Below are 19,502 nucleotides of genomic sequence, written 5' to 3' on the forward strand. Positions count from 1 at the left end.
GACGCCCGTAGTCATACCTCTCTAAGACAGGACAGAGAACATGTGTGGAGCACAGATCGGCGGGCCCGACCTCGCCACGCTCAAGCCCGGTGAGACCGCCATCCAGGGCCAGGTGACCAAGGACGGCCAGCCCGTCACCGGTTACGTCCGCCTGCTGGACTCGACCGGCGAGTTCACCGCCGAGGTCCCGACCTCGGCGACCGGCCAGTTCCGCTTCTACGCGGCCCAGGGCTCCTGGACGCTGCGCGCGCTCGTGCCCGGCGCCCAGGCGGACCGCGCCGTGGTCGTCGCCGAGACCGGTGGCGTGACGGACGTGGCGATCGCGGTCTGAGCACCGCACCTGTGTGACCGTATGACCGGCCGAAGGGCCGCATCCCCGGGGGTTGGACGCCACTGGTTCGGGATGCGGCCCTTCGCGCCGTTCCGGGCCTCCCCGGAAGCGCCGCGCGGCCCTACCCTGGAGTCATGTACGCCCGGCGCCGGCGCGCCTATTTCCTGCTCATGGGCGGATGCCTGTTCCTCTTCGTCTCCGCCTGGTCCTTCGTGCGCCTGTGGTCCGTCGAGGCCGCCGTGGCCCTGTGCGTGGTCGCCATGGTCATCCCTCCGGTCGCCGCGATGGTCGCGAACCGGCGCGGCCCGGACGACCGGTGGTGGGACGACCCCTCGGGCGATCCGAAGTCCGACGAGTGGTGGGACGAACTGGATGGAAAGCGGCGCCACGAGGACTGAAACCTGTTGAGATAAAAATGTAATAAGCATGATCGCTGCTTCTCCCCACCCGAGAGTGTTTTCTGTGTACGCGGGCAATCGATCCGCGCGTCCAGTCCTGTGGGGGGACTTCTTTTGGAACACGAACAGACCATCCCTGAGCAGCGGAAAGAGGGGGAGAGCGGCCCGGAATCGGGCACTCCGGACACGGTTGCGGGCGCAACCGCGACCACCCCCCGCCGCCGCGGCCGCCGTACGGTCCTCCTGATCGCGGCCGCCGCCGCCCTCGGCGTCCTCGGCGGCGCGGTCACCGGCTACGCGATCCAGTACGACCGCGAACCGACCCCGCTGGCGCCGCTCGCGCAGGCGGACCTGGCCGAGCCGAAGGCGCTCGCGCCCGACGACACCACCACGCACAAGACGATCAACGCCAACCGCTGGCACAAGACGGACGACGACCTCGCGAAGCTGCTGATCGAGGCACCGGGCGGGGCGAAGACCGAAGCGGCGGGCTACGAGCCCATCGAATACTTCGCGACCTTCTTCAAGAAGCCGGACAGCCAGCTGGAGTACCTCGCCGAACAGGACATCCGGCGGATCGCCGCGGTGAGCTGGGCGGTGAACGACACGACCTTCGTGTACGTGCGGCTGATCCAGTTCAACGAACGCTCCGGTGCGGACAGCTACCAGACGGGCCAGTCCAGGTACATGCCCGAGGCCGAGTACGCGGGCAACAGCGGCGTTCTCATTCCCGGTCTCCGCGCGGACCTCGGGCGCGTCTGGGTGAACTCCAAGGCCGACGAGAAGCCTGGGTACCTTCCGCTGCGCGGAGCCCGTGCCATCGCCCGGCGCGGCGACATCGTGCTCGACATCCACTACACGAACAACCGCGGCAAGGTCAGCGAAAGCGATGTCGTGGACCTGGCCAAGCGACAGCTGGAGCGACTGTGACCGCGAAGCCCGCGCGCAAGCCGAACCGCAAGGCGGTCGCCCTGATCGCCGCCGGCGTGACCGCGGCCGTGCTGGTGGGCGGCGGCGTCTGGGCGTCCATCGCCATCGCTGACGCCGACCGGGACGCGCCGACCGCCTACTGGGTCCCCTTCGGCGAGGACATCCCGAAGCGCGAGGCCCCCGGTGCGGTGCCGGCGAACGCCCTCCTGGGCAAACTGCTGCCGATCCCGGCCGGATTCGTCCTGGGGCCGGACCTGGAGGAGGACGGCAACAACTTCTTCGTTTCCGGCGAGAAGGCGGTCGAGGGCCTCAAGGAGACCCGCGGGGGCCTGACCAGCGCCGAGCGCAAGGACCGCGACAAGATGCTGGCCAACCTGAAGCTCAAGGGGCTGGCGGGGCGCAGCTACGTGAACGAGCGGACCAGCTGGTTCGCCGAGATCCGCATCATGCAGGCCGACCCCAAGGCCGTGGGCGCGTTCTCCGAGGTCGGCAAGAAGTTCCTCGACTTCACGGGGGACGGCCGCACGGCGCCGAAGGTGGACGGCTTCCCGAACGCCAAGTGCTCGTTGGAGGCGGTCGGCGAGAAGAAGAAGGAAAAGATCGACTCGATCGACTGCGTGGCCGTCGAGGGCGACGTGATGGTCACCTTCCGCGCGTACGGGCCCAAGCCCTTCGCCACCGCCCATGCCGTCGCGCTCTTCCAGAGCCAGATGAAGCACCTGAAGTCTCCCGGGGAGTCCGCGTGACCGAGCAGTCCACCACCGGATCCGTGCCGGCGCTCCCGGAGGACGCCGCGCCGCTGTCCGCCGAAGGTGCCGCGCCGCTGTCTGCCGAGGATGCCGCGCCGCTGTCCGCCGAGGATGCCGTAAGGCAGTCCGCCGAGGACGCCGCGCCGCTGTCCGCCGAGGACGCCGCGCCGCTGTCCGCCGAGGACGCCGCGCCGCTGTCCGCCGAGGACGAGCAGGGGGCCGCCCGGGCCGCCGCGTTCGCCGCGGACCCGCTCGCGGCCTACCCCTTCGCGGCCCCGGAGGTCCCGGCCGCGCCCAAGGACCGCCGCAAGCTGTTCGCAGCACTGCGCTGGACCGCCGCCGTACTCGTCTTCGGCGCGGTCGGCACGGGCGTCGCGTACGGGGTCGCCCAGCCCGCGCGCACCGACATGCCGGGCCTGTCCACCAAGGCCGACGGCCGCTGGACCTTCCCGGCGCTGGCCAAACCGGCGCTGCCGCCGGGCGCCGCCCTGCCGTTCGCCGAGGACAACCCGGGCGGCATCCACTACGCGGGTCTCAGCGAGCTGCTCGTGCCGGCGCCCACCGGCTCGGCCCCCGACTCCACGCTGAAGCTGGAGAAGGACGGGATGGTGACCGTCGACACCCTCCTGGACGAGTACGAGGCCACGTCGCGCGCGAAGCTGAAGGAGGAGTTCGGGAACGAAGGACTGCGCCAGATCGCCGCGCGCGGCTGGACCACCCCGGACGGCACCCGTACGCGGGTCTACCTGCTGCGCTTCCACACGCACGAGTTCCTGAACACCTTCAAGGGCTGCGGCGTCGACACCGGCATCGGCAGTGCCGCGAGGCTGGAGATCGACACGTCCTGGCGCAATGCCAAGTCCTCGCAGCGGCACCCGCTGGGGGCCCGGACCTCCGGGTACAGCACGCAGGGCAACACCAGCGAGATCATCCTCTACCAGGAGCCCGAGCCCACGGGCGACGAGCAGACCAAGCTGGGCTGCATCCAGTCCGGGGACATCCAGGCCCTGGTCGTCCAGACCCGCAAGGGCGGGGTGGCGACCGTGCCCTTCCACCAGACGGTGATCCTCCAGCACCAGCTGCTCGGCTAGCGCGCGGCCACCGGGGCGGCCCCTCGTACGGGCCACCTCACACCGTGCTCCGGTCCCCAGGCCAGTAGGCTTGGGGACCGGCCCCGTAACGCCACCCTGAAACCCTTGAGAATTCCGAGGAGCACCCCGTGCTTGAGGCAGTCTTCACCTCCCTGCTGGTCCTGGTCTGCGTCGGCGTCCTCGCCTTCTCCGGACTGGCCGTGAAGAAGCTGTACCAGGGCCAGCGCTGATCCCCCCGGATCTGCCGCCGACCGCCCCGGATACCGGAACCCCTCCCACAGATCGCCTGAGCTGAGCAGCCATCCATGATCCAGATCCCGTCCGACCTGAACCCCGGTCTCGTCCCCCTCGCCTTCCTCCTCGGCAACTGGGAGGGCGCAGGCGTCTTCGACTTCCCCGGTGAGGAGAAGTGCAACTTCGGCCAGGAAGTCGTCTTCAGCCACGACGGCCGGGACTTCCTGGAGTACACCTCCCGCACCTGGGTGCTCGACGCCGAGGGCAACAAGGTGCGGCCGCTGGAGTCCGAGTCGGGCTACTGGCGCATCGACAAGGACCGCAAGGTCGAGATCGTCATGGTCCGCGACCAGGGCGTCGTCGAGGTCTGGTACGGCGAGCTCGCCGACAAGAAGCCGCAGATCGACGTGGTCACCGATGCCGTGGCCCGCACCGCGGCCTCCGGCCCGTACAGCGGTGGCAAGCGGCTCTACGGCTACGTGAAGAGCGACCTGATGTGGGTCGGCGAGAAGGCCACCCCCGAGGTGGAGCTGCGCCCCTACATGTCGGCCCAGCTGAAGAAGGTCGTCACGCCCGAGGAGGTCGCGGAGATGGCGCGCAACCTGCCGGACATGCCGGACGACGGCATCGCCTTCTTCCGCTAGACCGCCGTGGCGGCGCCGCGACGGACGTTCACGGGAGCCCCCGGCAGCCTCGGCCGCCGGGGGCTCCCGAGCGCCGCCTCCTCGCGCGCGGCCTCCCCGCTCCCCTCCCGCGGGCCCGAGGCCTACACTGGCCGGGTGGTGACCACCGACAGCACCGAAAGCACCGACAGCGCCGAAAGCACGGCCCCCGCCGAAGGCGGCGACTGGAAGAGCGATCTGCGGCAGCGCGGATACCGCCTGACCCCGCAGCGCCAGCTCGTGCTGGAAGCGGTGGACGCCCTGGAGCACGCCACCCCGGACGAGATCCTCGTGGAAGTGCGCAAGACGGCCTCCGGGGTCAACATCTCCACGGTCTACCGCACGCTGGAGCTCCTGGAGGAGCTGAAGCTGGTCTCCCACGCCCACCTCGGGCACGGGGCCCCCACGTACCACCTCGCCGACCGGCACCACCACATCCACCTGGTCTGCCGCGACTGCACCGAGGTCATCGAGGCCGACGTGGACATCGCCGCCGGGTTCACCTCCACGCTCCGCGACACCTTCGGCTTCGAGACCGACATGAAGCACTTCGCGATCTTCGGCCGCTGCAAGACCTGCGCCGCCAAGCAGCACTAGCCGGCCGCGGGCCGGCCGCGGGCCGGGCGCGGGCCGGGCGCGCCCTAGGTCACCCCGGGGCGGGGTCGTAGGCTGGTGGCATGACCAGCAGCCCCTTGCTCCATCTCCCCGGCGCCGTGCAGGCCGAAGGCCGCGACGAGGGCGTCGCCGCCCACTACGGCGAGCTCTACGGAGAACAGCGCGCCCTCGCCGACGGCCGCGGCTTCGTGGACCTCTCCCACCGCGGGGTGGTCACCGTCACCGGCCCGGAACGGCTGAGCTGGCTGCACCTGCTGATCACCCAGCACGTCACCGCGCTCCCGGCCGGCGAGGCCACCGAGGCGCTGATCCTCTCCGCGAACGGCCACATCGAGCACGCGCTCTACCTCGTGGACGACGGCGAGACGACGTGGATGCACGTCGAGCCGGGCACCCAGGAGGCGCTGATCGCCTACCTGGAGTCGATGAAGTTCTTCTACCGGGTGGAAGTGGCCGACGCCACCGCCGAGTTCGCCGTCGTGCACCTGCCCGCCGGTTCCATCGCCGAGGTCGCCAAGGAACTCGCCGTACGGGAGACCCCGTACGGCCGCGACGTGTTCCTGCCCCGCGCCGACCTGGAGGCCTTCGCCCGCTCCCACGGCCCGGCCGCCGGCCTGCTCGCGTACGAGGCCCTGCGCGTCGAGGCGCACCGGCCGCGGCTCGGCCAGGAGACCGACCACCGCACCATCCCGCACGAGCTCGGCTGGATCGGCACCGCCGTGCACCTGCAGAAGGGCTGCTACCGCGGCCAGGAGACGGTGGCCCGCGTCCACAACCTGGGCAAGCCCCCGCGCCGGCTGGTCTTCCTGCACCTGGACGGTTCCGAGGTGCTGCTCCCCGCGCACGGCGCGCCCGTACGGCTGGCCGCGGACGGGGAGGAGGGCCGCCAGCTGGGCTTCGTGACCACCTCGGTCCGCCACCACGAGCTGGGCCCGATCGCGCTCGCGCTGGTCAAGCGGAACGTTCCGGTGGACGCCCCGCTGCTGGTGGGCGGAACGGCCGCCGCCCAGGAGGTCGTCGTGGCGCCGTAGGCGCTTGCCGTCGGCCGTCGGCCGCAGGCCGCAGGCCGCAGGCCGCGCTAGACGTCGATGACGATGGTGAACGGGCCGTGGTTGGTCAGCGAGACCCGCATGTCCGCCCCGAACCGGCCCGTCTCCACCGTCGCACCCAGCGCCCGCAGCCGCGCCACGACCTCGTCCACGAGCGGCTCGGCGACGGGGCCGGGCGCGGCCGCGTTCCACGTGGGACGGCGGCCCTTGCGGGCGTCTCCGTAGAGGGTGAACTGGGAGATCACCAGCAGCGGCGCGTTCACGTCGCTGCAGGACTTCTCGCCCTCCAGGATCCGCACCGACCACAGCTTGCGCGCCAGCAGCTCCGCCTTCTCCGGGGTGTCGTCGTGGGTCACCCCCACCAGGACGCACAGCCCCTCCCCGACGATCTCCCCGACGGTCTCGCCGGCCACCACGACGCTCGCGCCGTCCACCCTCTGCACCACTGCTCGCATACCACCTGTGTACCAGGCGTGCACCCGTCCGGGGCCGATCGGGTGGCGTGCGACTGCGTCGGCACCGTGCGGAGTGGCACCATGCACGCAGGCGGTGCCCCCAGCACCGGTCGAGGGGACGGACACGAACGCATGAACACTTCTGGTACCTCCGCACCTGCACCTGCACCTGCTCCTGCTCCTGCGCCCGTCGCATCCGCGGTGGCCGCGGCGTCCGCCGAGACCGCGGCGGCGCCGGCCCCGCAGGCCCCGGCGCCCCGGCCGCCCGCGCAGCGGAGCGGGGGCTCCGACGCCCCGCCGACGGCGACCAGCGCGCTCGGACTGCCGGAGCTGCGCGGACTGCGCCGCGACGCGCAGCGCGACGAGGCCGACCTGAGCTACGTACGCCGGCTGCTCCAGGGCCGCATCGACATCCTGCGCGCCGAGCTCGCGCGGCGTACGGACCCCGAGGCGCCGGTGGTGGACCGGCTCTCGGAGATCCTCGCCGACGCCCCCTCCAGCCGCAGCGCCTCCGCCCGGCACGTCACGCTCGGCACCCCGCACGGGGAGGAGTACCGGCTGCTGGCGGCCGAGATGCTCTCCGACGTGGAGCTGTCGGACCTCGGTGCGCGCACGGACGAGGAACTCCACGAGGGCATGGGCAAGTTGGTGCGCTACGAGCAGCAGGTCTCGCGGCGCCGCCAGCAGCTCCAGCGCACGGCCGACGACTGCAGCGCGGAGATCACCCGGCGCTACCGGGAGGGTGAGGCGCAGGTGGACGACCTGCTGGCCTGAGACCGGGCGCGTGCCCGAGCCCGGGCCCGTGCCGGAGCGGGCCGGGCGCGGGTGGGGTGCGCGGCGGGTGCGCCGCGGGTGGGGTGCGCCGCGGGAAATCCGCGCGACCGGGGCGGGCCGGGCCGATTAGCGTGGGCCGTTATGAGCGCTGACGTCCGGCCGATCGCCGCATCCGAACTGTCCGAGTGGCTGCGTGCCAATCAGGTCGGCTTCCTGAACGCGACCCCACCCACGGCCGCGGACATCGCCCAGCTGACCGAGGCCTTCGACTTCGCCCGCACCCTGGGCGCGTTCGACGCGGACACCGGCCGGTGCGCGGCGACCTTCCGCTCCTTCCCGCAGGAACTGACCGTGCCGGGCGGGGCGTTCGTCCCGTCGAGCGCCGTCACGAACGTGACCGTGTCGCCCACGCACCGCCGCCAGGGCCTGCTGACCCGGATGATGACCGCCGAACTGTCCGCCGCCCACGCGCGCGGCGACGTGCTGTCGACGCTGATCGCCGCCGAGTACCCGATCTACGGGCGGTACGGGTACGGGCCCGCCACCTCCGTAGCGGAGTGGGAGATCGACGTACCGCGCACCGGACTCGACCTGCGCCGGCCGCTCCCCGGGGACGGGGGGAGGATCGACCTCGTGGACGAGGACGAGGTGCGGGAGCTGGGCCCGGCCCTGCACGAGCGGGTGCGGGCGGCCACGCCCGGCGCGGTGAACCGCGACGACCGCTGGTGGCAGGTGAACACGGGCGCGCAGACGCTGTCGCACAACCCGTACACCCCGTCCTTCCACGCGGTGTACCGCACGGCGGGGGGCGAGGTGGCCGGGCTGGTCCGGTACACCGTCGACGACCACTGGACGGACGCGAAGGTTCCGCAGAACACCGTACGGGTCATGCGGCTGCTCACCACCGCCCCGGAGGCGGAGCGGGCGCTGTGGCGGTTCCTGTGCTCCATCGACTGGGTGGTGAAGGTCCGCACCGGCTACCGCGCCCCCGACGACCTCGTCGCCCGGCTGCTGCCCGACGTGCGCGCCGCCCGGACGCTGACCTCGGCGGACTGGCTGTGGGTACGGCTGCTGGACGTCGTACGGGCCCTCGGCGCGCGGACCTACGCCGTGCCCGGGGTCCTCGTCCTGGAGGTCGTCGACAAGACCGGCCCGGCGGGCGGGCGCTACCGGCTCGACGCGGGCGCGGGGGAGTGCGTCCGCACGGAGGCGCCGGCCGACCTGCGGCTGGACGTGGGCACCCTGGGGTCGCTGTACCTGGGCGACGAGTCGGCGGTGCGGCTGGCGGCGCTCGGCGCGATCACGGAGGAGCGGCCCGGGGCGCTGGCGCTCGCGGACGTGGTGTTCCGGACGGCGCGCCGGCCGTGGTGCCCGGACATCTTCTGAGCGGCGGAACGAAGCACGACGGCGGCCGAGGGCCGAGGACCGAGGACTGAGGTACGTGGCAACACTGGTGGAAACCCTGCGCGCGGCCGGCTGCGTCTTCGCGGAGGAGGAGGCGGAGCTGCTGACGGCGGCCGCCGAGGACGCGGAGCACCTGGAGGGGCTGCTGGCCCGGCGGGTGGCGGGCGAGCCGCTGGAACACGTCGTCGGCTGGGCGGAGTTCTGCGGGCTGCGGATGGCCGTCGGCGAGGGGGCCTTCGTGCCGCGCCGGCGCAGCGAGTTCCTCGCGCAGGAGGCGGCGGGCGCGGCCCGGCCCGGAGCGGTGGTCGTGGACCTGTGCTGCGGGGTGGGCGCGCTGGGCGCGGCCGTGGCCGCGCAGGTGCCGGGGGCCGAACTGCACGCGGCGGACATCGACCCCGCCGCGCTCGCCTACGCCCGGCGCAACGTGGCCCCGTACGGCGGCCGGGTGTGGGAGGGCGACCTCTACGCGGCCCTGCCCGCCGGGCTCCGGGGCCGGGTGGACGTGCTGGTGGTCAACGCCCCGTACGTCCCGACCGGGGAGATCGGCCTGCTGCCGGCGGAGGCCCGCGACCACGAGCCGCCGGTGTCGCTGGACGGCGGGGCGGACGGCCTGGACGTGCACCGCCGGGTGGCCGCGGGCTCCCCGCCCTGGCTCGCGCCGGGCGGCAGCCTGCTGATCGAGACGAGCGCCCGCCAGGCGCCGGTCACGGCCTCGGCCCTGACGGCGGCGGGCCTGTCGGTGCGAGCGGTGACCTCCGAGGAGTACTACGCGACGGTGATCATCGCGACGGCCCCGTAGCCGCGCCGGGCACCACGACGGGTGGGAGCTATTGCAAGCGGGACTGCTTGCAATAGTTAGCGCGGTGCGGCAGGATCGGGGCATGGCATCGCTCAACGTCGGGAACCTCGGCGAGTACCTGCGCGAGCAGCGGCGGCAGGCGCAGCTTTCGCTGCGGCAGCTGGCCGATGCGGCGGGGGTGTCGAATCCCTACCTCAGTCAGATCGAGCGCGGGCTGCGCAAGCCGAGCGCGGACATCCTGCAGCAGCTCGCCAAGGCGCTGCGGATCTCCGCCGAGACGCTGTACGTGCAGGCCGGAATCCTGGACGAGCGGGCGGACCGGGACGCCGTGGAGACGAGGGCCGTGATCCTCGCCGATCCGTCGATCAGCGAGCAGCAGAAGCAGGTGCTGCTCCAGATCTACGAGTCCTTCCGCAAGGAGAACGCCGCGGAGGCCGAACCGAAGGCGGCGGCGGGAGCGGGAGCTTCCGGCGAGGCCGCCGGCGAGGCCGACGACGACGATGCCGGCGGCGATGCCGAGACGCGCCGTACGCACTGAGCACGCACCACACTGAGCACGAACCGAGACCGTGATCCGGGAGGACCACCACATGGCCATCGCCGATGACCTGAAGAAGACCCTCACCGACCCGACCCCCCTCTACTTCGCCGCCGGCACCGCCGACCTCGCCGTGCAGCAGGCCAAGAAGGTGCCCGGGCTGATCGAGCAGCTCCGCGCCGAGGCCCCCGCGCGCATCGAGGCCGTGAAGAACACCGACCCGAAGGCCGTGCAGGAGAGGGCCAAGGGGAAGGCCAAGGAGGCGCAGGAGGCGGTCACCGCCACGGTCGCCGAGGTGCTCGGCGCGATCGACGCGAAGAAGATCGGGGAAACCGCCCAGGACCTGGCGCTGCGCGGGGTCGGCGTGGCCGCCGAGTACGCCGTCAAGGCCAAGGAGGCCTACGACAAGGTCGCCGAGCACGGTGAGCAGACCGTACGGGCGTGGCGCGGCGAGGTCTCCGAGGAGATCGTCGACATCGCCGTCGTCGTGGAGCCGGAGGCTGCCGCGCCGGTGGCGCAGGAGCCCGTCGCGGAGCCCGCGCCGAAGAAGGCTCCGGCGCGCAAGGCCGCGGCCAAGAAGGCCGCCGCCGAGCCGGCCGACCAGAGCTGAGCGACGCGCGACGGACCGGGCACCCACGGGGCGCCCGGTCCGTTGTGGTTTGGGAAAGGGGCTCTGCCGGTAGCGTGGAGGCAGGTGGCATCCGGCGGGCACGACGTGAGAAGGCGGTCAGGCGATGTTGATGGACGGGTTCGACGGAGTGCTCCGGTTGCTCGCGTGGGCCATGCTCGGGCTCGCCGTGGTGGCCTTCGTCATGGCGCTCATGGCGCGCGAGGACGCGTACCGGGCGGCCGGCAAGCAGACCAAGACCTTCTGGCTGGTCATCCTCGGCATCACCGTGGTCGTGAACCTGTTCCTCGGGATGCTCTTCCTGCAGATCGCCGGGCTGGTCGCCAGCATCGTGTTCTTCGTCGACGTGCGTCCCGCCCTCAAGCAGGTCTCGGGCGGCGGCGGTGGCGGCCGGCGGGGCGGCAGCAGCAGCGACGGGCCGTACGGGCCCTACAACGGCGGACGGTAGGGCGTGCGGGCGTCGGGCGCAGGGCCGTAGGGCCGTAGGGCCGTAGGGCGTCAGGCGCGACGGCGGCCGTAGGTCCGCCCGGGCCCGTCAGCCCTCGGCGCGGGAGAGCAGGACGACGGCCACGTCGTCCGTCAGCTCCCCGCCGTTGAGGCGGCGGGCCTCGGTCACGGAGGCTTCGAGCAGGCCTTCGCCGGTCAGTCCGCCGGCCAGGTGGCGGTTGATCATCTCGACCATCCCGTCCTGCCCGAGCCGTTCCTTGCCCTCGCCGATCCTGCCCTCGATCAGGCCGTCGGTGTAGAGCATCAGGCTCCACGTGCCGCCCAGCTCCACCTGGCGGCGCGGCCAGCGGGCCCGCGGCAGCAGGCCGAGCGCCGGGCCGCTGTTCTCGTACGGGAGCAGCCGCGCGGGGCGTCCCGGCCGGGAGATCAGCGGCGCCGGATGGCCCGCGAGGCACAGGCCCGCGCGGCGGCCGTCCGGGGCGATGTCCACCGTGCAGAGCGTCGCGAAGATCTCCTCGCAGGGGCGCTCCACTTCGAGCACCTCCTGGAGGGTGGCGAGCAGGTCGTCGCCGCACAGCCCGGCCAGGGTCAGCGCCCGCCAGGCGATGCGCAGCTCGACGCCGAGGGCGGCCTCGTCCGGGCCGTGGCCGCAGACGTCGCCGATCATCGCGTGGACGGTGCCGTCGGGGGTGCGGACGGTGTCGTAGAAGTCCCCGCCGAGGAGCGCGCGGCTGCGGCCGGGGCGGTAGCGGGCGGCGAAGCGGAGGTCGGAGCCCTCCAGCAGCGGGTGCGGGAGCAGTCCGCGTTCCAGGCGGGCGTTCTCCTGGGCCCGAAGTTTCGATTCTGCAAGCTTGTACTGGGCGATGTCCGCCCGTTTTCTCTCCACCGCGTAGCGGATGGCCCGGCTCAGCAGCCGCCCGTCGAGCTCGTCGCGGAACAGGAAGTCCTGGGCCCCCACGCGTACGGCCTCCGCGGCGCGCTCCGCGTCGTCCTCGGCGGTGAGCACGAGGACGGCGTGCCGCGGGGCGATGCGGAGCACCTGGCGCAGCGCGGCGAAGGGATCGGCGGCGGGGTCCCCGGAGCCGGAGCCGGAGCCCGCGCCCGGGCCGTGCGGGAGGGCGAGGTCGAGCAGGACGCAGTTCACGTCCGGGGTGAGCAGCCGGGCCGCCTCCGTGAGGTTGCGGGCGCTGCGCAGCCGGATGCGGTGGCCGTCGGAGTCGAGGATCTCCGGGACGGTGAGGCCGCCGGCGGGGTCGTCCTCGATCACCAGCAGGGTGAGCGATGACGCGCCGCCCGGGCCGCTCTCGGTGGCCGGGATGTCCCTCTGCCGCGGTACGGGTACGGGCATCGTCTCCGGTTCCTTCCCGCCCCCTCGGGGGTTCGCTCGTCCGGCGACCCTAGCCGCGGGACGAGGGAAGCGGAATGCCGGGTCCGGCGCGGGGCTCCGGCATATGCCGTTATCGGGTGGGAAAGTCCGCGTCGGCGAATGACCAACGTCACGGCATCGGGGTGCGGCATCCCGCCCACCGAGACGTCTCTCCCCCCGGGGCGGGGCGGATGGTCACGGACCGTGACCGTTCGCGGGGAACGGCCGGACGCGGGGAGTGATCCGCCGGGCCACCGGGGCCGGCTGTCCGGCCCACCGGCCCACCGGCCCACCGGCCCACCGGTCCACCGGGCCGCCCGGCCCATCGGTCCGCCGGCCCCACCGGCCTTGCCGCCCGCCGCTACGACGCGTCCGGCCGGACCACTGCCTTGATCGGCATGGAGCCGGCGCCCGCCAGGGTGACGTTGCGCCCGGGGCGGGGGGCGTGGACCATCGTGCCGCCCCCGACGTACATGCCGACGTGGCTCGCGTCGTCGAAGTAGATGATGAGGTCGCCCGGCCGCATGTCCTTGACCGCGACCTTCGGCAGCCGCAGCTGCTCCTGCGAGGTGCGCGGGATCGCCCTGCCCGCCGCGAGCCAGGCCTGCGAGGTGAGCCCGGAGCAGTCGTACGAACCGGGTCCCTCGGCGCCCCACACGTACGGCTTCCCTATCTGGGCGGTCGCGAACTGCACGGCGCGCTTGCCCGCGTCGGTGGCCGCCGCGCCCGTGGAGCCGGTCATCGCGCCCGTGGACAGCCAGTCGTTCTGCGCCTTGCGCTGGGCTTCCGCCTCCAGCTCCAGCAGCCGGGCCTTCTGCTCGGCCTCCAGCTTGCTCTCGAGCTCCTCCGCCGCCTTGATCTTGCCCTCGACCTGCTTCTTCGCGGCCTCCTGCTTGACCCGGTTGGCCTCCAGGGTCTCCCAGTGCGCGCTCGCGTCCCTCGCGTACTGCTCCAAGTCGGTCTGCGTCCGGTTCAGTTCGGAGAGCAGGCCCGAGGTGGCCTTCTCGCCCTGGCGCAGCCGGTCGCTGCCGTCCAGGAACTGGGTCGGGTCGTCGGCCAGGGCCAGCCGCATGCCGGGCGGCAGGCCGCCCGAGCGGTACTGGGCGCGGGCGGCGGCGCCCGCGCGGACCTTCAGGGCGGTGATGCGGTCCTGGCCCGCGACGACCAGGTTGGCGATCTCCACGATCTTGTCGGACTGGGCCTTGGCCTCGCTCTCCGCGAGGTTGAAGGCGTCCGTGGCGGTGCCGGCCTCGCGGTAGAGGCCCTCTATCTCCGTGCGGACCTGCTCCAGGGTCTTGGGCTGGGGCTCCGGCGCCGCGAAGGCGGTGCCGGCGAGCGCGCCGGGCGCGGAGAGCAGCGCGGTCGCGCAGAGCAAGGTGAGGGCGATCGAACCGCGTCGTCGTTTCCTCATGGTCCCCCCAGACACCGGATTGACTAATCGTCAGTAACTTGTGATTGCCTTCGGGATGGTGCCATGAGTCGGTGAATTCCAACACCCTTGTGGATATCCATCCGATGCGTCCCGATCGCCCCCGCAGCCCCAACTGCCCCGCCGGCCCCGGCACCCCGCATCATCCCGAAGGCCTCAACGCTTCCCACCGCACCGTCAGTTCCCCCTGACGCCACCGCACCGGACCGTCCGCCAGCGGCCAGTCCCCGGACAGCGCCCGCGCCGTCCGGATCCAGCGCTGCCGCGCCCCGTACGAGGCGTACGGGGCGGCCGCCGCCCACGCCCGGTCGAAGTCGCGCAGGAACGCGTGCACGGCCTCGCCCGGCACGTTGCGGTGGATCAGCGCCTTCGGCAGCCGCTCCGCCAGGTCCGAGGGGCGCTCCAGGGAGCCCAGCCGGGTCGCGAAGGTGACCGTCCGGGCCCCTTCGGGCCCCAGCGCGACCCACACGTGCCGCCGCCCGATCTCGTCGCAGGTCCCCTCCACCAGCAGCCCGTCGGGCGCCAGTCGGGCACACAGCCGCTCCCACACCGCCTCGACCTGCTCCTCGTCGTACTGGCGCAGTACGTTCGCGGCCCGGATCAGCGCCGGCCGGACCCCGCCCTCCAGCGGCACCTCGAAGCCGCCGTGCCGGAAGCTCAGGCCCTCGCGCTCGTACGGCTTCGCGCCCGCCACCCGGGCCGGTTCGATCTCGATGCCGACCACCCGCACCCGCGGAGCCGCCTCGCGCAGCCGGGCCAGCAGCTCCACCGCGGTCCAGGGCGCGGCCCCGTAGCCGAGGTCCACCGCGACCGGGTCGTCCGCACGGCGCAGCGCCGCCCCGTGCGTCGCCGCGATCCAGCGGTCCATGCGGCGCAGGCGGTTCGGGTTCGTCGTCCCGCGGGTCACCGTGCCGACGGGGCGACGAGGGGGAGGGGTGGAGCGGGAGGCCATGTGCAGAGAGTAAGCGGAGCGCTCCCGCGCGATAAAAATCCGGCACGGGGGCAGGAAAACGGCTCGTCCCGGAATGCGGGGGACGGCCATCCGGGTTGCACTCCTAGAAGAGCGCGACAGCGCTCTGCGTGTCATGCCGTCCGAGCGAGAGGAACTGCTCCCTTGAGCCAGTACGTGTCCCGCATCGGCGGCAGCATCGGCGGCCGCTTCGCCGCGGCCCGTTCCGGCACCCGCCACGAGCCGCCGCGCCTGCGCCTGCCCGCCGTCGGCGGTCACCGCAAGCCGCGCCGGGTCGCCATGCTCAGCGTGCACACCTCGCCGCTGCACCAGCCCGGCACCGGTGACGCCGGCGGGATGAACGTCTACATCGTCGAGCTGGCCCGGCGCCTCGCCGCGATCAACATCGAGGTCGAGATCTTCACCCGCGCCACCACCGGCGGCCTGCCGCCCGTGGTCGAGCTCGCGCCCGGAGTCCTCGTACGGCACGTGGACGCGGGCCCGTACGAGGGTCTCGCCAAGGAGGAGCTGCCGGCCCAGCTGTGCGCCTTCACCCACGGCGTCATGCAGGCCTGGGCCCGCCACCGCCCCGGCTACTACGACCTGGTCCACTCCCACTACTGGCTCTCCGGCCACGTCGGCTGGCTCGCCGCCGAGCGCTGGGGCGTCCCGCTCGTGCACGCGATGCACACCATGGCCAAGGTCAAGAACGCGGCGCTCGCCGAGGGCGACACCCCCGAGCCCGCCGCGCGCGTCATAGGCGAGACGCAGATCGTCGAGGCCGCCGACCGGCTCATCGCGAACACCGCCGAGGAGGCCGACGAGCTCGTCCGCCACTACGCGGCCGACCCCGGCAAGGTCGCCGTCGTGCACCCCGGCGTGAACCTGGAGCGTTTCACCGTCGGCGACGGCCGCGCCGCCGCCCGCGCCCGCCTCGGGCTGCCCCAGGACGCGGTCATCCCGCTCTTCGCGGGCCGCATCCAGCCGCTCAAGGCCCCCGACATCCTGCTGCGGGCCGTCGCCGAGCTGGTGGACCGCGAGCCGGCGCTGCGCGCCCGGCTGTTCGTGCCCGTCGTCGGCGGGCCGAGCGGCAGCGGGCTCGCCAAGCCGGAGGGGCTGCAGAAGCTCGCCGCGAAGCTCGGCATCGCGGACCTCGTGCACTTCCACCCGCCGGTGGCGCAGGACGCGCTCGCGGACTGGTTCCGGGCGGCGTCCGTCCTGGTCATGCCCTCGTACAACGAGTCCTTCGGGCTGGTCGCCATAGAGGCGCAGGCCACCGGCACCCCGGTGCTGGCCGCGGCCGTCGGCGGACTGCCGGTCGCCGTCGACGACGGGGTCACGGGGATCCTCGTACCCGGCCACGATCCGGTGGACTACGCCCGTCAGCTACGGCGCTTCGTGGACGAGCCGGGCCTCGCGGACCGGATGGGCGCGGCGGCCGCGCGGCACGCGCAGTTCTTCGGCTGGGACACCGCCGCGAGCGGTACGGCCGACGTGTACACGGGGGCGATGCACGATCATCGCCGTCACGTACGCTCCCACCATGGCTGACGCTGACGTCCACGACATCCACGACATCCACGGGATCATCGAAGCGACGCTGACCGGCGCGGAACTGAGCTGGGAGAGCCCCGCGCCGGGCTCGTACGTGGTCCAGCTCCCCGGCACCCGCAAGCTGAGCACCACCTGCTCGCTCAAGGCCGGGAAGCACTCCCTGTCGGTCAACGCCTTCGTGATCCGCCACCCGGACGAGAACGAGGCCGGCGTCCACCGGTGGCTGCTGGAGCGCAACCTCAAGCTCTACGGCATGGCCTACGCGGTCGACGCCCTCGGCGACATCTACCTGACGGCCCGCCTCCCCCTGTCCGTGATCACCCCGGACGACCTGGACCGCCTCCTCGGCACCGTCCTGGAGGCGGCGGACGGGGCCTTCAACACCCTGCTGGAGCTGGGCTTCGCGAGCGCGATCCGGCGGGAGTACGAGTGGCGGGTCTCGCGGGGCGAGTCCACGCGCAACCTGGACGCCTTCAAGAACCTGACGCAGCCGTCGGGGGCGGCGGCGCGGCCGGAGTAGGGGAGCAGGGGGGCTCAGGCGGGCGGACGGTCAGGCGGCCGGAGCCACCGGATCGGTCGCCTTCGCCGGAGCGGCGACCTCCACGACGGCCTCCACGTCCACGACGGCGGCCACGTCCACGACGGTCCCCGGGACCGCCTCCACCGGGCTCGCTCCGTCACCGTCCCGCGCGAGCCCCCGCATCAGCAGCCAGTAGCCGGCCGCGGCGACGGTCCCCAGGACCGCCGTCGCGCCCCACAGCCAGGCCGCGCCGAAGTGCTCGATCGCGAAGCCCGCCATCAGCGGCGCGATCAGCGAGGCCACCGCCCACGACAGCGTGTACATGCCCTGGTAGCGGCCGCGCCCGTGCGTCGGGGAGAGCTGCGCGACCAGGCCCATCTGGGTCGGGGAGTTGATGATCTCGGCCAGCGTCCACACGCAGACGGTCAGGGCCAGGCTCCACACCGAGCCGCCGAAGGCCGTCAGCCCGAACCCGTACCCGGCCAGCAGCGCCGAGACCACCAGCAGCTTCTGCGGATCGCGGTGCTCGATGAACCGGGTGACCGGGATCTGCAGCACCACGATCAGCACGCCGTTCAGGCCGATGACCAGCCCGTAGTCGACGGTGGAGAACCCGGCCGCGCCCATCGCGAGCGGCAGCCCGAAGGACCCCTGCATGAAGATCAGCGAGATCAGGAACGACAGCCCGACCACCCCCATGAACCGCCCGTCCCGCAGCACCGTCCCCAGGCCGACCTCGGGCTCGGCGGACGCCTTCTCCGCCGCCGTCCGCTCCGGCCGCGACTCCGGCAGCTTGAGGTAGACGAGCACCGCGCAGACCAGCGTCAGGGCGGCCTCGCCGAGGAAGCCGGCCAGGTAGCTGTACTCGGCGATGAAGCCCGCCGCGGTCGAGCTGACGGCGAAGCCGAGGTTGATGGCCCAGTAGTTCAGCGCGAAGGCCCGTACCCGGTCCTCCGGGCGGACGATGTCCGCCATCATCGCCTGCACCGCCGGCCGCGAGGCGTTGGAGGTCATGCCGACCAGCAGCGCCACCGCGGCGATCGCCGCCGGATGCTCCATGAACCCGAGCAGCGCGACCGAGAACGCAGTCGAGGCCTGCGCCGCCATCAGCGTGGGCCGCCGGCCCAGCCGGTCGGTGAGCACGCCGGCGACCAGTGAGGACACCACACCGCCGAGCCCGTGGAGTGCCACCACAAGTCCCACGAAGGAGGCCGAATAGCCCCGTTCCAGGGTCAGGTACAAGGTCATGAATGTGGCGACGAAGGCCCCGAGCCTGTTGACCAGGGTGCTCGTCCAGAGCCACCAGAACTCCCGGGGCAGTCCCGCCACGCTCTCGCGTGCGGCCCGTCTCATACCGGCAACGGACATACGGAATCCCCCCGAGATGTAAGCGTCCTCCTGCTCGTTCGGACCCTACGGACCGGGGCCTCGCGGAGCCACTGGATTGACGGCCGGCGTCAATCGGGGACCGTCCACATGCCGTACACACCGCGCGCGGGCGGGCGGGTGCGTCCATTAGGCTCGTACGCATGGCCGACGCACCGTACAAGCTGATCCTCCTCCGCCACGGCGAGAGCGAATGGAACGCGAAGAACCTGTTCACCGGCTGGGTGGACGTCAATCTCAACGAGAAGGGCGAGAAGGAGGCAGTCCGCGGTGGCGAACTCCTGAAGGACGCCGGACTTCTCCCCGACGTGGTTCACACGTCCCTCCAGAAGCGCGCGATCCGCACCTCCCAGCTCGCGCTGGAGGCCGCCGACCGCCACTGGATCCCGGTCCACCGCTCCTGGCGCCTCAACGAGCGCCACTACGGCGCCCTCCAGGGCAAGGACAAGGCCCAGACCCTCGCCGAGTTCGGCGAGGAGCAGTTCATGCTGTGGCGCCGCTCGTACGACACCCCGCCGCCGGCGCTCGAGGACGGTACGGAGTTCTCGCAGTCCGGGGACCCGCGCTACGCCTCCATCCCGCCGGAGCTGCGCCCCCGCACGGAGTGCCTGAAGGACGTCGTCGTCCGCATGCTCCCGTACTGGTACGACTCGATCGTCCCGGACCTGCTGGACGGCCACACGGTCCTGGTCGCCGCGCACGGCAACAGCCTCCGCGCGCTGGTCAAGCACCTGGACGGCATCTCCGACGAGGACATCGCGGGCCTGAACATCCCGACCGGCATCCCGCTCTCCTACGAGCTGGACGCCGACTTCAAGCCCCTCAACCCGGGCGGCACCTACCTCGACCCGGACGCCGCGGCGGCCGCCATCGAGGCCGTCAAGAACCAGGGCAAGAAGAAGTAGCCGAAGCGATCATGCCCCCGATCTGCGCACACGGCGCAGATCGGGGGCATTCGTTTGCCCCGCGTCCGGGCGCACGAAGCCGCGGCCGTCATCGCGCGGTCGCGGCCAGATCGTCCTGGATCACCGGCCGCATCGTGCGCACGAACTCCGGGTCCAAGAGCGGCGGTGTCGGCTCCTCGCATCCGGTCGACGCCAGTGCCAGTGCCAGTGCCAGTGCCAGCGTCGCTCCCCACCGTCCCGTTCCCCGTCTCATTTCCCTCCGGACGCGCCATGCCACTGGCCGGTTGCA

22 protein-coding genes are annotated in these 19,502 nt (G+C 72.5%); 17 read left to right on the plus strand and 5 right to left on the minus strand.

The annotated features are described in order from the left end of the window. Positions 1-40 precede the first annotated feature (40 nt). The 8 genes from ACWCP2_RS18200 to ygfZ all read left to right on the plus strand — a co-directional run bounded on the left by ACWCP2_RS18200 (position 41) and on the right by ygfZ (position 6,041). Positions 41-331, plus strand: a complete 291-nt coding sequence (locus tag ACWCP2_RS18200; RefSeq protein WP_450909589.1) for a DUF1416 domain-containing protein — start codon at positions 41-43, stop codon at positions 329-331. A gap of 134 nt (positions 332-465) precedes the next feature. Further along, positions 466-729 (plus strand): DUF3099 domain-containing protein, encoded by a 264-nt coding sequence (locus tag ACWCP2_RS18205; RefSeq protein ID WP_450909590.1) that lies wholly within the window; start codon positions 466-468, stop codon positions 727-729. Positions 730-843: 114 nt separating this feature from the next. After that, positions 844-1,659, plus strand: coding sequence for a hypothetical protein (locus ACWCP2_RS18210; RefSeq protein ID WP_450909591.1), 816 nt, complete (start codon positions 844-846; stop codon positions 1,657-1,659). Next, positions 1,656-2,405, plus strand: coding sequence for a hypothetical protein (locus tag ACWCP2_RS18215; protein WP_450909592.1), 750 nt, complete (start codon positions 1,656-1,658; stop codon positions 2,403-2,405). Before ACWCP2_RS18210 ends, ACWCP2_RS18215 begins: the two co-directional genes overlap by 4 nt. Beyond that, positions 2,402-3,499 (plus strand): hypothetical protein, encoded by a 1,098-nt coding sequence (locus ACWCP2_RS18220; RefSeq protein WP_450909593.1) that lies wholly within the window; start codon positions 2,402-2,404, stop codon positions 3,497-3,499. The genes ACWCP2_RS18215 and ACWCP2_RS18220 overlap by 4 nt, the downstream gene beginning before the upstream one ends. 305 nt (positions 3,500-3,804) lie before the next feature. After that, on the plus strand, positions 3,805-4,377 hold the full coding sequence (locus tag ACWCP2_RS18225) for an FABP family protein (protein ID WP_356508338.1): 573 nt from the start codon (positions 3,805-3,807) through the stop codon (positions 4,375-4,377). Positions 4,378-4,593: 216 nt separating this feature from the next. Then, on the plus strand, positions 4,594-4,992 hold the full coding sequence (locus tag ACWCP2_RS18230; protein WP_450909659.1) for a Fur family transcriptional regulator: 399 nt from the start codon (positions 4,594-4,596) through the stop codon (positions 4,990-4,992). 80 nt (positions 4,993-5,072) lie between these two features. Beyond that, on the plus strand, positions 5,073-6,041 hold the full coding sequence (gene ygfZ, locus ACWCP2_RS18235) for a CAF17-like 4Fe-4S cluster assembly/insertion protein YgfZ (protein ID WP_450909594.1): 969 nt from the start codon (positions 5,073-5,075) through the stop codon (positions 6,039-6,041). A gap of 47 nt (positions 6,042-6,088) precedes the next feature. Here ygfZ and dtd read toward each other — a convergent pair whose 3' ends face one another. Beyond that, positions 6,089-6,514 carry a D-aminoacyl-tRNA deacylase gene (gene dtd / locus ACWCP2_RS18240; RefSeq protein WP_450909595.1) on the minus strand — a complete coding sequence of 142 codons (426 nt, stop codon included), beginning with the start codon at positions 6,512-6,514 and terminating at the stop codon, positions 6,089-6,091. 132 nt (positions 6,515-6,646) lie between these two features. Between dtd and ACWCP2_RS18245 the strand changes: the two genes are divergently transcribed. The 6 genes from ACWCP2_RS18245 to ACWCP2_RS18270 all read left to right on the plus strand — a co-directional run bounded on the left by ACWCP2_RS18245 (position 6,647) and on the right by ACWCP2_RS18270 (position 11,105). After that, positions 6,647-7,288, plus strand: coding sequence for an RsiG family protein (locus ACWCP2_RS18245; protein WP_450909596.1), 642 nt, complete (start codon positions 6,647-6,649; stop codon positions 7,286-7,288). A 141-nt stretch (positions 7,289-7,429) separates the two neighbouring features. After that, positions 7,430-8,674: a GNAT family N-acetyltransferase gene (locus ACWCP2_RS18250; RefSeq protein WP_450909597.1), complete on the plus strand. Its 1,245-nt coding sequence runs from the start codon at positions 7,430-7,432 to the stop codon at positions 8,672-8,674. A 55-nt stretch (positions 8,675-8,729) separates the two neighbouring features. Further along, positions 8,730-9,491 (plus strand): putative protein N(5)-glutamine methyltransferase, encoded by a 762-nt coding sequence (locus ACWCP2_RS18255; protein WP_450909598.1) that lies wholly within the window; start codon positions 8,730-8,732, stop codon positions 9,489-9,491. Between the two features lie 82 nt (positions 9,492-9,573). Beyond that, complete coding sequence (locus ACWCP2_RS18260) at positions 9,574-10,029, plus strand: helix-turn-helix domain-containing protein (RefSeq protein ID WP_450909599.1); 456 nt, start codon at positions 9,574-9,576, stop codon at positions 10,027-10,029. Positions 10,030-10,081: 52 nt separating this feature from the next. Continuing rightward, a complete protein-coding gene (locus ACWCP2_RS18265) occupies positions 10,082-10,639 on the plus strand; it encodes a hypothetical protein (protein ID WP_450909600.1) in 558 nt (185 codons plus the stop codon). Between the two features lie 124 nt (positions 10,640-10,763). Next, the gene (locus ACWCP2_RS18270) at positions 10,764-11,105 is read left to right on the plus strand and encodes a DUF2516 family protein (protein WP_450909601.1); all 342 of its coding nucleotides are present in this window, start codon (positions 10,764-10,766) and stop codon (positions 11,103-11,105) included. Positions 11,106-11,192: 87 nt separating this feature from the next. On the opposite strand, the gene ACWCP2_RS18275 is transcribed toward ACWCP2_RS18270, so the two are convergent. From ACWCP2_RS18275 to ACWCP2_RS18285, 3 genes are all read right to left on the minus strand, one after another. Further along, on the minus strand, positions 11,193-12,452 hold the full coding sequence (locus ACWCP2_RS18275; RefSeq protein WP_450909602.1) for a PP2C family protein-serine/threonine phosphatase: 1,260 nt from the start codon (positions 12,450-12,452) through the stop codon (positions 11,193-11,195). A 379-nt stretch (positions 12,453-12,831) separates the two neighbouring features. Next, on the minus strand, positions 12,832-13,881 hold the full coding sequence (locus ACWCP2_RS18280) for an NlpC/P60 family protein (RefSeq protein WP_450909603.1): 1,050 nt from the start codon (positions 13,879-13,881) through the stop codon (positions 12,832-12,834). 160 nt (positions 13,882-14,041) lie between these two features. Continuing rightward, the gene (locus ACWCP2_RS18285; RefSeq protein WP_450909604.1) at positions 14,042-14,851 is read right to left on the minus strand and encodes a class I SAM-dependent methyltransferase; all 810 of its coding nucleotides are present in this window, start codon (positions 14,849-14,851) and stop codon (positions 14,042-14,044) included. Positions 14,852-15,013: 162 nt separating this feature from the next. Between ACWCP2_RS18285 and mshA the strand changes: the two genes are divergently transcribed. Next, the gene (gene mshA / locus ACWCP2_RS18290) at positions 15,014-16,399 is read left to right on the plus strand and encodes a D-inositol-3-phosphate glycosyltransferase (protein ID WP_450909605.1); all 1,386 of its coding nucleotides are present in this window, start codon (positions 15,014-15,016) and stop codon (positions 16,397-16,399) included. Further along, complete coding sequence (locus tag ACWCP2_RS18295; RefSeq protein WP_450909606.1) at positions 16,392-16,922, plus strand: YbjN domain-containing protein; 531 nt, start codon at positions 16,392-16,394, stop codon at positions 16,920-16,922. The genes mshA and ACWCP2_RS18295 overlap by 8 nt, the downstream gene beginning before the upstream one ends. A gap of 30 nt (positions 16,923-16,952) precedes the next feature. Here the strand turns inward: ACWCP2_RS18295 and ACWCP2_RS18300 are convergent, their stop codons facing one another. Then, positions 16,953-18,290 (minus strand): MDR family MFS transporter, encoded by a 1,338-nt coding sequence (locus ACWCP2_RS18300; RefSeq protein WP_450909607.1) that lies wholly within the window; start codon positions 18,288-18,290, stop codon positions 16,953-16,955. 161 nt (positions 18,291-18,451) lie between these two features. On the opposite strand from ACWCP2_RS18300, the gene ACWCP2_RS18305 reads away from it, so the two are divergent. Then, positions 18,452-19,213 (plus strand): phosphoglyceromutase, encoded by a 762-nt coding sequence (locus ACWCP2_RS18305; RefSeq protein WP_250744579.1) that lies wholly within the window; start codon positions 18,452-18,454, stop codon positions 19,211-19,213. Positions 19,214-19,502: the final 289 nt, after the last annotated feature.

Source organism: Streptomyces sp. NPDC002104, from assembly GCF_053593795.1.